This is a genomic window from Teichococcus oryzae, assembly GCF_008386565.1.
In the GTDB taxonomy this organism is placed as follows: domain Bacteria; phylum Pseudomonadota; class Alphaproteobacteria; order Acetobacterales; family Acetobacteraceae; genus Pseudoroseomonas; species Pseudoroseomonas oryzae.
In genome coordinates, this window is the sequence record NZ_VUKA01000039.1 from 1 (window position 1) to 11,954 (window position 11,954).

The window sequence follows — 11,954 nt, forward strand, 5'->3', positions numbered from 1 at the left end:
AGGAGGTGAACAGACACGGGTCATTTCTCAGCGAAAACTCTGACCCCTCCCGGGTCAGATCTCAGCAAAAATCAACACATTCTGGATCTCCTTCCCACATGGAGGATCATAGACTGCCGTCCCGCCCCCCGGCCCTGATGTGGCTCAAGGTTTCAGACGTGAGGCGGATACCTTTACGGGACCGGGCGGGCTGGGTTCTGCAGGTGGACGGTTCGCAGGCGCAGCGCGTTGCCGATCACCGAGACCGAGCTCAGCGCCATGGCCAGGGCCGCGACGATGGGGCTGAGCAGCAGGCCCAGCACAGGGTAGAGCACGCCCGCCGCCAGCGGCACTCCGGCCGCGTTGTAGACGAAGGCGAAGAACAGGTTCTGCCGGATGTTGCGCATCACCGCGTGCGACAGGATCCGCGCCCGTGCGATGCCCGCGAGGTCGCCCTTCACCAGCGTCACACCCGCGCTCTGCATGGCGACATCCGTGCCGGTGCCCATGGCGATGCCGGCATCGGCCTCCGCCAGCGCCGGGGCGTCGTTCACCCCGTCGCCCGCCATGGCGACAACCTTCCCCTGAGCGCGGAGCTCTCGGACGATGCGGTGCTTGTCCTCGGGCAGCACGTCGCCCTGGAACTCGTCGATGCCGAGCCTGCGGGCCACCGCCTCCGCCGTGGTACGGTTATCGCCCGTCAGCATGATGATGTGGATGCCTTCGGCGCGCAGGCTCTCGAGTGCCGCAGGCGTGCTCTGCTTCACGGGGTCGGCGACCGCGATGACACCGCCCGGCCCACCGTCCACCGCCAGGAACAGCGCCGTGCCGCCCTCGCGCCGGAGTTCGTCGGCCTGGGCGGCGAGGCCCCCCAGATCCACCCCGAGTTCCTGCATCAGCCGCGCATTGCCCAGCGCGACCCGGCGCCCGCCGACCATGCCGGTCACGCCCTTACCAGTGACGGAGGCGAAGTCGGCGGGCTCGCTCATCTCGACCCCACGCTCACGCGCCGCGGCCACGACGGCAGCCGCCAGCGGGTGCTCGCTCGACCGCTCCAGGCTGGCCGCTAGAGGCAGCAACTCAGCCTCGGTCAGGCCGGGTGCCGGGAGCACGGCCACGACCTTGGGCTTGCCCTCCGTCAGGGTACCCGTCTTGTCCACGACCAGGGTATCGACCTTCTCTAGATGCTCGAGCGCCTCGGCGTTCTTGATGAGCACGCCCGCCGAGGCGCCCTTGCCGACGCCGACCATGATGCTCATGGGCGTGGCCAGGCCGAGCGCGCAGGGGCAGGCGATAATGAGCACCGAGACGGCGGCGATCAGCCCATAGGAAAGCGCGGGCGACGGCCCCCAGACCGCCCAGGCGATGAAGGCAATGACCGCGATGGCGATGACCGCCGGGACGAAGTAGCCGGACACGGTGTCGGCCATGCGCTGGATCGGCGCCCGGCTGCGCTGCGCCTCGGCGACCATGGCGACGATGCGCGACAGCATGGTGTCGGAGCCGACCTTGTCCGCCCGCATCACCAGCGCGCCAGTGCCGTTCACCGTGCCGCCGATGACCTTGGCGCCGGGCGCCTTCTCCACCGGCAGAGACTCGCCGGTCACCATGGACTCGTCCACGGCGCCGCTCCCCTCCAGGACCGCGCCGTCCACTGGCACGCTCTCGCCCGGCCGCACCCGCAGTCGATCACCGACATGGACCTCGGCCAGCGGGACCTCCTCGTCCTCGCCGTTTTCCTTGAGGCGCCGCGCGGTCTTGGGCGCCATGTTCAGCAGGGCGCGGATGGCGCCGCCGGTCTGCTCGCGGGCGCGCAGTTCCAGCACCTGGCCGAGCAGAACGAGCACCGTGATGACGGCGGCAGCCTCGAAGTAGACGGCGACCGTGCCCTCTGGACCGCGGAAGCCTTCCGGGAAGATGCCGGGCGCGAAGGTCGCAACCAGGCTGTAGAGGTAGGCAGCGCCGGTGCCGAGCGCGATCAGGCTGAACATGTTCAGGCTGCGGTTCACCACCGACTGCCAACCGCGCACGAAGAACGGCCAGCCTGCCCAGAGCACCACCGGCGTCCCGAGCAGGAACTGAAGCCACACGGAGACCCTGGGTGGCACCAGGTGGTGGATGTCGAGACCCGGGATGTGGGCGCCCATCTCCAGGACGAAGATCGGCAAGGTCAGTACCAGGCCGACCCAGAACCGCCGCGTCATGTCGGCGAGTTCCTCGTTCGGTGCGGCCTCGGCGGTGACCTCCAGCGGCTCCAGGGCCATGCCGCAGATGGGGCAGTTGCCTGGACCCTGCTGGCGCACCTCCGGGTGCATCGGACAGGTGTAGGTGGCGGCCTTCTGCGCCGCGGTCGGCGCGGCCGCCTTCTCCGGCTTCAGGTACTTGTCCGGATCGGCTTCGAATTTCGACTTGCAGCCTGCCGAGCAGAAGTGGAAGGCAGCGCCGCCATGATGCGCGTGGTGCGGCGTCTTGGCCGGGTCAACGCCCATCCCGCACACTGGGTCGCGGACCTTAGGCGCGTTGTTGTTGGCCGGGTGCACGGCCGGTGGCGCGTCATGGCCATGGTGGTGGTGGTGTTGATGCTCGTCCATCTGCGGCGTTCCTCGGCAGCTGCTGTGCTCGACGTTTGGCTGCTCCCGGAGGTGGGGCTTTCCACTGTGGGAAGGTCAAGGGCGCCGGTGGAACGCGGCGCTAGTCTTGACCTTCCCATGACGGCAAGCCCTACCTGTCGGGCGGTCATTGAGGAGGAGAGCATGATGTACCGCTTCGACGTTCCCGGCATGAAGTGCAGCGGCTGCGCCAGGAAGGTAGAGGGCGCCGTCAAGGCCAAAGATGCCGCCGCCGAGTTCAGCGCCGACGTGGAGAACAGACGGGTGACCGTGAACTCCTCGGTGCCGCAGGCAGAACTCGCCTCGGCCATCCAGGAGGCGGGCTACGCCAACCAGGCCGTGTCCGCCTGAGCTTCCCGGCAACTGCGCCTGGACGCCGCCGTGACGCCAGCGCCAGTTGGTGGCTACATGTGGTGCCGGACATGCGGATTGCTCCTCACCTCGGCCGTCCTCTGGCCGAAGTGGTGGTCGGGCTGGATGTAGGCAACGCCGCCCGACTCTCCGCTAGTCGGAACCGGAACATCGGGAACCGGGTGCGCGGCGCCGGGATCGAGGTAGCATATCCTCAGGTTCTCCCCGCGCCCTGCCACCTCGACACCCCCGCCGCCCACAACGTTCTCGTCATGTCCCGGTGGATAGACGACCGCGAAGTTCTCGCCCTGCCCAACAACCTCGATGGGTCCATTGGCGTGCGCGGCCGCGGCGGAAGCGCCGATCGCCGCAACCAGGGAGAGGGCGAAAAGCGCGGGTTGGATGCGGGGTGTCATAGCGGGGTCCTCAATCAGGTTTGCCGTTTCGTGGCCGGCACCTGAAGAGGATGGGCCGCGACTGTGTCCGCGCGCTTGCGCCATCTTATCATTTGATGTCAGCGGGCTGCAGCCCAGCACGGGGGCGGGGCGCCCCGGGGACGCCCCGCCTCCATCCCGTCAGTGGTTCATCATCTGGCAGTGCTGCATCATTTGCTGCATCTGCGGCGACAGCGAACCCTGCTGGGCCTGCGTCCGCATCTGCTGACAGTGCTGCATCATCTGCTGCATGTTCATGCCACCCATGTTGTGACCTGGCATGGAACCCATGTTGCCCTGGCTTGCGGACGAACCAGGGGGCGTCGTGGATGTCGGGGGCAAGGACATCTGCGACGAGGTCGGGGTCGCCGCAGGTGGGCCGCCAGGCTGCGCGCAGGCGGCAAGGCCCAGCAGCAGAGTTGCAGCCAGTGCGACCTTGCCGATCGCCTTCCGTGTGATGTGGGGCATGTGTCCTCCTTGAGGTGACAGGGGTTCGGCAGGTGCCCCGGCCCGCCGCGGCCGGCCGGGACGACGACACGGCAAGGCGGCCCGCGGGACCGGTGACCATCCTTGCGTGGCATGGGGTGGCGGAAGGTGCGCTCATGCGACCTCCAGTCCGCGGAAGCGCATCCACGGCCGCCAGGCGCCGTCATGGCCGAAGGCAACGACGTCGTAGGTGGAGGGCTCCGATCCCGGCACCTCCATGCCCGGCACGCCGACCGGCATGGCAGGCACGGAAAGCCCGGCGACGCCGTCGGGCCTCTCGTTGAGCAGCCGCCGGATAGCGGCGGCCGGAACGTGACCCTCGAGCGCGTAGCGGCCGACTTTGCCCGCGTGGCAGGACATCAGGTCCGGAGGCGTGCCGAGCGCCTGCCGATGCGGGCCGACGGCGTCCACGACCTTGTCATCCACCTCGAAGCCCTCAGCCCGCAGGTGCTCGATCCAGCCGCCGCAGCAGCCGCATGTGCGGTCCCGCCAGGCTTCCACCTTGGGTGAGCCACCGCAGGCCGCTGGCAGGAGGGCGGCGGCCATCGAGCCGTACATGAAGCCCCGACGGGTAGTGATAAAATGCATGCTCATGCTCCTAAGTCCGCCGGGGCAGGCGGATGCTGGCCCGCAGACCCCCACCCGCAAGGTTCTGGAGCGCCACCGATCCGCCATGGTTGCTGATCGCCTGGCGCGCGATGGCCAGGCCGAGGCCGGAACCGCCCGTGCTGCGATTGCGAGACTCCTCGAGGCGATAAAAGGGCTGGAACACGCTCTCCAGTTGCTCCTCGGGAATCCCGGGTCCGGCGTCGTCGACATAGACCACGAGGTCCCGCCCCAGGTCGGACAGCGTCACGCGGGCTGAGGCACCGTATTTGACAGCGTTGTCGATGATGTTGGCGAAGGCCCGCTTCAGGGCAATGGCCCGGCACGGCAGGCGCGCCTGCGGCGGCCCCTCGTAGGCCGCCGTCTTGCCCATGTCCTCGGCGTCGCCGCAGAGCGTCTGGAGCATCGCCGCGATGTCGGCGGACCGGACCTCCTCCTGCTCTTCGTCGCCACGGAGGTAGGCCAAGGTGGAGCCGATCATGGCGTCCATCTCGTCGAGATCGGCGTCGATCTGCCTTTGTGCCTCGGCGTCGTCCAGGAAGCCCGCGCGCAGGCGCAGGCGCGCCAGGGGGGTCCGGAGGTCGTGGCTGACGGCCGCCAGCGCCTGGGTGCGGTCGGCGATGAGGCGGTCGATGCGCGCCTGCATGCGGTTGAATGCCTGGGCCGCCTGCCGGACCTCCCGCGGCCCCTCCTCGGGCACGGTGACCGTCTGCCCCGGCCTGCCGATGCGGTCGGCCGCGTTAGAGAGCTCCCGCAGCGGCCGCGCGATGAGGCGCACCACCAGCAGCCCGAGCACCAGGATGCCGAGTGCCATCGCGGTTGTAGACAGGAGTGTGGCGTGCTCCGGCTGCGCCTGGAGCGGGTCTGCGTGGTACCAGAGGTGGCTGTCATCCGGCAGGCTGACCATACCTTCGGCCTCCAGGTGGCCGCTGGCGGCGAGGTCCTGAGGGTCGACCGCGCCCGACGCGGCGCCGGGCTGCCAGCGCACCTGGAAGCCCGGTGAGGACAGGGCCTGCGCTACGGCCTCGCGGGCATCCAGGGGAACCATGCCGATGGCGCGGGCGACGGCGGCGACCCGCTCGCTGGTGACCTTCTGTTGCGTGCTGCCCAAAAAGATGTCGCTGCCCGTCTGGTGCAGCCACAGGCTGCCGACGTGGAAGGCCATGAGGCCAACCAGCAGCACAAGGATGATGCGCCCCGCCAGGGTGCTGGGGAGCAGCCGACTCATCGACGCGCGACCGCGGGCACGAACATGTAGCCCGCACCCCGGATGGTCTTGATGATGGAGGGGCTGTCCGGCAGCGGCTCCAGCTTGCGCCGGAGACGGCTGACCATGACGTCCACCGAGCGGTCGATGCTGTCGGAGATCCGGTTGCGGGCGAGGTCCAGCAACTGGTCGCGCGACAGGACGCGCTGGGGATGCTCGCAGAAGGCCAGGAGCAGGTCGTACTCACCGCTGGACAGGTCGACGGCCGAACCATCCGGCGCCGCCAGCTCGCGCCGTCGGGTGTCGAGCGTCCAGTCGGCGAACACCATGCGGTCTCCGCTGACCATTCCCGTCCGGTTCGCGCCAACCTGGGCGCGCCGTAGCACGGCACGGATCCGGGCCAGGAGCTCCGGGCGGCTGAACGGCTTTGGGAGGTAGTCGTCGGCACCGAGTTCCAGGCCCGCGACGCGGTCCGCCTCCTCGCCACGGGCCGTGACCATGATGATCGGGACCTCGGACCTGGCGCGGATTGTCCGGCAGAGGTCGAGCCCCGACTGGCCGGGCAGCATCACGTCCAGCAGCACCAGGTCCACTGGGGACAACGACAGGGTGTCCCACATCTCCGCGCCGTTCCGCGCCCCAGTGACCCGGAAGCCGTTCAGGCGCAGGAACTTGGCGATGAGCGTGCGCATCTCCCCGTCGTCCTCGACGACGAGGATGTGGGCCTCAAGGGGGAGCGGGCTGCCCCGTCCCTCCCGCTCCGTATCAGGACTGACCGGCGGCACCGGCGAGAACACCAAGCTTCGCCCTGGCCTTCGGCGCCAGGCCCGGAATGGATGCAGCCTTCGCGGAAAACTCGGTCATGTCAGCGTCCCCCACAACAATCAGGGCCACCATGCCCAGACCAGTGTGCGGCGTGCACTGCACGGGGTAAACGCCGGGGCGGTCGAAGGTCACTGTCGCCTCGCTGTTGAACGGTACGTTCAGCGGCGGTGCCCCGGCGGGCCAGAGCGACCGGATCGGGGTGACGTTGTGGCCCTCGTCGGTGGGCTCGAAGCGAACGGAGCCGCCGACCGGAACCCGGATAAGAGCGAGATCGTAGGCGAAGGTGCCCCCGGCGACGGGGCCGCGGTTCAATTCCCGGACCGTTGCGGCGGGCTCCGCTGCGGCGGCCACACCGGTCAGGACCAGCAACGCGGCAAGGGTCATGCGGATAGTCATGGTTCGCCTCGCCTCAGAAGAACAGCCGGATGCCGGTCAGGAAGGCCCAGCCACCGACATCCTCGCCCTCGTTGCGGGCATAGCGGGCCGTGTCGCCAAGCTTCCGCTCGTAGCTGACGCCGATGTAGGGCGAGATTTCGCGGGTGACCTCGTAGCGCAGGCGCAGCCCGGCCTCGACGTCGTTGATGCCGCTGCCGATATCGAGCTCGGGCACCTTCTGGAGGGCGAAGTTGACCTCCACATTGGGCTGGAGCACCAGGCGCTGCGTGATGTAGGCGTCGTACGACACCTCGGCGCGCGCCGACAGGTCGCCCCTCTCGCTGACGAAGCCCTGGACGTCGACCTCGAACATGCCGGGGGCCAGCCCTTGCAGGCCGATGACGCCGTAGAAGCGGTCCGGCTGCGGACGGATGTCGTAGCGGACACCGGCCTGGAAGTCCCAGTAGTAGCTGAGCAGGCGCGAGTAGAGCAGTTGGATCTCGGCGCTCTCGACCCGGCCGTTCCGCGCCGTCTCGCCCTCGGTCTTCAGCCAGACGCGGTTGACGTCGCTGCCGTACCAGGCTTGGCCGTCCCAGCGGCCGACATTGGGCCCGTCCAGCCCCCAGCCGTACTCCAGCTTCTCGAACAGCACGGCGCCGGTGAGGATCTCGTGGCTGAAGGGTGGTTCGGTGCTGTGGTGCATCGCCTGGGCGTGCGCCGGAGCGGCCTGGAGGGCGCCCAATGCCAGGAGGGCCAGGGAGGCGGCGGCGGTCAGGATGCTTCTGGTCTTCATGGCCGTCACCGCGCCGCAGCCGTACGGGGCGCGACGATCTCCACCTTGCGCATCATCCCGGTCTCCATGTGGTAGAGCATGTGGCAGTGGAAGGCCCAGCCACCGGGCGCGTCGGCCTCGATGTCCACGTCGAGCCTCGTTCCGGGCTTGATGTTGACGGTGTGGAGCAGCGGGTTCTCGGCGCCGTTGCCCACCTGGGGCATCATCCACACGCCGTGCAGGTGCATGGGGTGGTTCATCATGGTCTCGTTGACGAAGCGGAAGCGCGCCCGCTCGCCGAGGTGGAGCTGGATGGGCTGCGCCTTGCTGAAGCTGTTGCCGTTGATGGACCAGATGTACCGCTCCATGTTGCCGGTCAGCCGGATCTCGATGATGCGGGTCGGCTCGCGCACCGGGTAGAGCGGCTTGGCGGCCCGCAGGTCGCGGTAGGACAGCACGCGGGCGCCCGGCGGCGCGCCGACGTTGTTCACCAGGGGATCCGGCATGGCCATGCTGCCGTGGCCCATGGCCGCATGGTCCATGCCGCCCGCTGCCGCACCGCCCGCAGGGCCGTGGTTCATGCCTGCCATGCCGCCCATGGCGCCATGGTTCATCCCGGCCATGCTCGAGTGATCCATGCCCGCCATGGCGGAGTGGTCCATCCCGGCCATGCTGCCGTGGTTCATGCCGCCGGTGGAGCCGTGCTGCATGTCTTGGGAGCTTCCGGCGGGCGCCTTCATGGCGGAGTGGTCCATGCCGCCCATGTCCATCGGCGCCACGTGGCCGGGCGCGTCCACCTCCGGCATCGGCGTGCCGCGGTCGAGGCCGCTCGGCCCGTAGTTCATGCCCATGTCGGCCATGGTCAGCACCGGCCGCGGGCGGTGCGGCGGCAGCGGCAGGGCGGGCAGTCCCTCCTGTGTGGCCAGGCTGAACTGGGCGAAGCCCTGGCGCCCCATGGTTTCAGCCAACACCTGGTACTGGCGCCCGTCGCGCGGACGGACCAGCACGTCGAAGGTCTCGGCCGGGGCGATCCGGAACTCGTCCACCGTGACCGGGCGGACGTTGTTGCCGTGTGCCTGAACCACGGTCATCTCGAGCCCGGGGATGCGCACGTCGAAATGCGTCATGGCGCCGCTGTTGATGAAGCGCAGGCGCACCGTCTCGCCCGGCCGGAACAGCGACGTGAAGTTCTGCGCCGGGGTGTGCCCGTTGACCAGGTAGGTGTAGCCGCCGACATCCTCGATGTCGGTCGGGTCCATCCGCATGTCGCCCCACATGATGCGGTCGGAGACGATGGTCGAGCGCGTGGCGCCATCCGGTGCCCGGCGGAGCTCGCTGATCAAGCTTGCCAGGGTGCGCTTGTTGTAGTTGTAGTAGCCTGGATCCCGCTTGAGGTTAGCGATGATGTGGCTCGGCGTCTCGTCTGTCCAGTCCGACAACTGGATGATGTAGTCACGGTCGTAGCCGAAGGGTTCCGGCGTCGCGGGGTCGATGACGATGGAGCCGTAGATGCCGGACTGCTCCTGCAGGCCCGAGTGGCTGTGGTACCAATAGGTGCCAGCCTGGACGAGCGGGAAGCGGTACTGGTGCGTCCCGCCCGCGTCGATGCCTTGGAAGCCGTCGCTGATGCCGGGCACGCCGTCCTGGCCGCTCGGCAGGATGAGACCGTGCCAGTGGATGGAGGTGTGCTCGCGGAGACGATTGGTGACGTTGATCACCACTTCTTCGCCCTCGCGGAAGTGCAGCACGGGGCCCGGGATCTGCCCGTTGATGGCCATGGCCGGGCGGCGGCGGCCGGTGATGTTGGCCGTCACGTGCGACAGGGTCAGGTTGAACTCGCGCGGAATGGCGCGGCCGATGGCGGGCTGCGCCAGGGCGCCGGGCACAGCCGGGAACGCCAGGGCGGCGGCACCCAACCCCAGGGCGCGGCGCCTGCTCAGCTTGCTGTTGGTCATCGTTCGATCCTCGGCCGCGATCGAGGCGGCGTAGTTTGCTGGCTGGTCAGCGCTGGAAGACGACGTTGCCCACCATGCCGGACTCATAGTGGCCGGGGATGTTGCAGGCGAACTCTAGCGTCGTGGCCTTGGTGAACTTGAAGATCATCTCTTCAGTCTTGCCGGGATCGACCAGGACGGCGTTCGGGTCGTCGTGGCGCATCGGCGCCGCGCTATGGTTCATACTGCCGTGGCCCACGGTGCCGTGGTTCATCCCCGGCATCTTGGAGTGGTCCATGCCCACCATGGCGTCCTTGCTGGTCGCCGACATCATGCCGCTGTCGAACATCGCCCGCATCTCGCGCTGGTGCTGCTGGTGCATGGCGGCGGTGCCGATGTTGAACTCGTGCAGGAGCTCGCCCGTGTTGCGCACGCGGAAGCGGACGGTCTCGCCAGCCCGAACCTGGATGCGCTGCGGCTGGTAGCTGTTGTCCCGCATGACGATCTCAACCGTCCGCTTGACGTCCTGGGCGCGGCCGCGGGCGCCAAAAGCCTGATAGGCGGAATCTGCCGCGGCGGGCTCAGTCTGGGCCGCAAAAGCCACCACAGCCATGACAGCGACCGCGAAAGACGTGACAAAGCGCATGTGTAGGCTCCCCAATATCGGCGGGCGTGAGCGGAGCGTCCGCTTACGCGCTCTTGGTCGATTGGAAGGAGGATGTCCGCCGAGTACGAACCTAGGATTGCCCAAGTGTGACAAGATATTTCATGCTGCGTTGCAGCATCTGTTATCACTCCAAACCACGGTACTGGCTGGACGGCAGACGGGTCGGGACGCTCTACAGGGGGTCGATCACCTGAGCAGCAGGCGGATCCCGGCGACGAGCAGGATGCCCGTCATGACCCAACGCGTCGCCTGCTGCGACATCCAGCGGCTGACCGACGGCGGTGCCGAGGACGGCCCCCGCGAGCGTCCCCAGGGCATAAAACGGCGCTCCCGGGCGGAGCGCTGCCCGGCCAGGAGGACACCTGCGAGACCGAGGACGGAGTTGAGCAGGATAAAGGGAGGCGCCAGCGCGGCCGCCCTTCGGGGCGACGCCCATCTGAGGCCGATCAAGAGCGGCGTCAGGAACATCGCGCCCCCGATCCCGGTCAGCTCGGAAACGAAACCAGCACCCGCCCCGGCGGCCGCCGCGGGTGCCCGCCGGACGTCAGCGTTACCGGCCGTGTCCGCTGTCCGTCGCAGTGCCATCAGACCGGCGGCCAGGATCAACAGGGCGCCGATCAGCACGAAGTAGCCCCGCCTCTCGACCACCAGCAGCCCGCCGACAAAGGCCGTCACCAAGGACGGCCCCGTGATCCTGGCCATGAGTCGCCATTCGACGGCGTCGCCGCGGTGCAGGCGCCAAGTGGGGTAGCCAGCGGCAGCGATGTGCAGCAGGAGGGCCGTGGCGCGCCTCTCGGCCGCGGGGAACAGGGCATCGGCCATGACGGCGAGAAAAGCGGTTCCGCCCGCCTTCGCAACGGTGGCATAGAGAGGTGAGGCGCAGCCAATGGAGAAGGTGAGGAGAAGCAGGTGTTGCACGCCACTTTTCTGCAGCACTCCGGCGCCAAGGACAAACTGAAGCTTAGAGGTCAGGTCACACCTGTTCGTCCTGCCTCCACGCTGCTCAAGGTCAGGCAACACCGTGTCAGCTATTGAGGAACCGGGGTGAGGTTGGTGTTTGCCCGCTATGGGCGCGAAGCAGACCGTCAGTCCGCAGGCGTTTGCGCTCGTTGTGTTCAACTCAGGCATTACGCGGAGCCTCGATGAGGAGGCATGCCGCCTAATCTTCTTCAAGCTGGAAGACTGGCTTGGTGGTTCGCGGCGCCCCTCCATCGCATAGATTACTTGGCGCCTGGCCTGATGAGCGGCTGGAAATCGCTGTTAGGCGCCAGCAGCATCAGCCCTGCTTGGGCGCCTTTTGGGGGAGACATGGCGGGACAGGAGTATGAAGCGCTCGCTCCGCTTCGTCTGCCTCGGCGAGCAGCGCCTGCAGCTTGGTCAGCAGTCGTCGGGCTTCACCGCGCAGCTGGGCCGCCGCTCGTGCCTCAACACTGCGCTTGCCGTGCTTGAAGGTGGCCAGCCGCCGGCGCTCCAGCCCTTCTAGGGTCCGGGGGCCAGTGCTCTTCCCGCCGTGCATTCTGCAGCGTCCGTTGGCCATCGCTGGGGCGTAGCAGGGCGTACCGGAGCGGGTCCGCGCACCGCAGCGCGGCGCCGATGCGGCGGTGGCGATGGACCGAGGCGGTTTCGGTGAGTGGGTGTTGATTTTTGCTGAGATCTGACCCGGCGTTTTCATCGAGAAGTGACCCGGCCAGGAATATGTCCTGCGGTCT

13 protein-coding genes and 1 pseudogene are annotated in these 11,954 nt (G+C 68.2%); 2 read left to right on the forward strand and 12 right to left on the reverse strand.

Annotated elements, in window-relative coordinates:
• Positions 1-173: 173 nt before the first annotated feature.
• Entirely contained in the window at positions 174-2,570 is a 2,397-nt protein-coding gene (locus F0Q34_RS20905; protein ID WP_206668116.1) for a heavy metal translocating P-type ATPase, read from the reverse strand.
• A gap of 162 nt (positions 2,571-2,732) precedes the next feature.
• Here F0Q34_RS20905 and F0Q34_RS20910 point away from each other — a divergent pair, with 162 nt between their 5' ends.
• Entirely contained in the window at positions 2,733-2,939 is a 207-nt protein-coding gene (locus F0Q34_RS20910; protein WP_241665612.1) for a heavy-metal-associated domain-containing protein, read from the forward strand.
• Positions 2,940-2,992: 53 nt separating this feature from the next.
• On the opposite strand, the gene F0Q34_RS20915 is transcribed toward F0Q34_RS20910, so the two are convergent.
• From F0Q34_RS20915 to F0Q34_RS20960, 10 genes are all read right to left on the reverse strand, one after another.
• Positions 2,993-3,355 carry a hypothetical protein gene (locus F0Q34_RS20915; RefSeq protein WP_149814315.1) on the reverse strand — a complete coding sequence of 121 codons (363 nt, stop codon included), beginning with the start codon at positions 3,353-3,355 and terminating at the stop codon, positions 2,993-2,995.
• A 159-nt stretch (positions 3,356-3,514) separates the two neighbouring features.
• Positions 3,515-3,841 carry a hypothetical protein gene (locus F0Q34_RS20920; RefSeq protein ID WP_149814316.1) on the reverse strand — a complete coding sequence of 109 codons (327 nt, stop codon included), beginning with the start codon at positions 3,839-3,841 and terminating at the stop codon, positions 3,515-3,517.
• Positions 3,842-3,973: 132 nt separating this feature from the next.
• Positions 3,974-4,447: a DUF411 domain-containing protein gene (locus tag F0Q34_RS20925; protein ID WP_241665613.1), complete on the reverse strand. Its 474-nt coding sequence runs from the start codon at positions 4,445-4,447 to the stop codon at positions 3,974-3,976.
• A 10-nt stretch (positions 4,448-4,457) separates the two neighbouring features.
• Entirely contained in the window at positions 4,458-5,693 is a 1,236-nt protein-coding gene (locus F0Q34_RS20930) for an ATP-binding protein (protein WP_149814318.1), read from the reverse strand.
• Positions 5,690-6,457: a response regulator gene (locus F0Q34_RS20935; RefSeq protein ID WP_174242084.1), complete on the reverse strand. Its 768-nt coding sequence runs from the start codon at positions 6,455-6,457 to the stop codon at positions 5,690-5,692. The genes F0Q34_RS20930 and F0Q34_RS20935 overlap by 4 nt, the downstream gene beginning before the upstream one ends.
• Positions 6,438-6,881, reverse strand: coding sequence for a plastocyanin/azurin family copper-binding protein (locus F0Q34_RS20940; RefSeq protein WP_161600981.1), 444 nt, complete (start codon positions 6,879-6,881; stop codon positions 6,438-6,440). The genes F0Q34_RS20935 and F0Q34_RS20940 overlap by 20 nt, the downstream gene beginning before the upstream one ends.
• A gap of 25 nt (positions 6,882-6,906) precedes the next feature.
• Positions 6,907-7,665: a copper resistance protein B gene (locus F0Q34_RS20945; protein WP_149814320.1), complete on the reverse strand. Its 759-nt coding sequence runs from the start codon at positions 7,663-7,665 to the stop codon at positions 6,907-6,909.
• 5 nt (positions 7,666-7,670) lie between these two features.
• On the reverse strand, positions 7,671-9,599 hold the full coding sequence (locus F0Q34_RS20950; RefSeq protein ID WP_149814321.1) for a copper resistance system multicopper oxidase: 1,929 nt from the start codon (positions 9,597-9,599) through the stop codon (positions 7,671-7,673).
• 46 nt (positions 9,600-9,645) lie between these two features.
• Positions 9,646-10,224 (reverse strand): cupredoxin domain-containing protein, encoded by a 579-nt coding sequence (locus F0Q34_RS20955; RefSeq protein WP_149814322.1) that lies wholly within the window; start codon positions 10,222-10,224, stop codon positions 9,646-9,648.
• Positions 10,225-10,431: 207 nt separating this feature from the next.
• Complete coding sequence (locus F0Q34_RS20960; protein ID WP_161600982.1) at positions 10,432-11,163, reverse strand: sulfite exporter TauE/SafE family protein; 732 nt, start codon at positions 11,161-11,163, stop codon at positions 10,432-10,434.
• A gap of 406 nt (positions 11,164-11,569) precedes the next feature.
• Here F0Q34_RS20960 and F0Q34_RS21960 point away from each other — a divergent pair, with 406 nt between their 5' ends.
• Positions 11,570-11,728, forward strand: coding sequence for a hypothetical protein (locus tag F0Q34_RS21960; protein WP_161600983.1), 159 nt, complete (start codon positions 11,570-11,572; stop codon positions 11,726-11,728).
• Between the two features lie 42 nt (positions 11,729-11,770).
• Here F0Q34_RS21960 and F0Q34_RS22595 read toward each other — a convergent pair.
• Positions 11,771-11,917 (reverse strand): annotated as a pseudogene (locus F0Q34_RS22595) (hypothetical protein); the annotation flags it as partial.
• Positions 11,918-11,954: the final 37 nt, after the last annotated feature.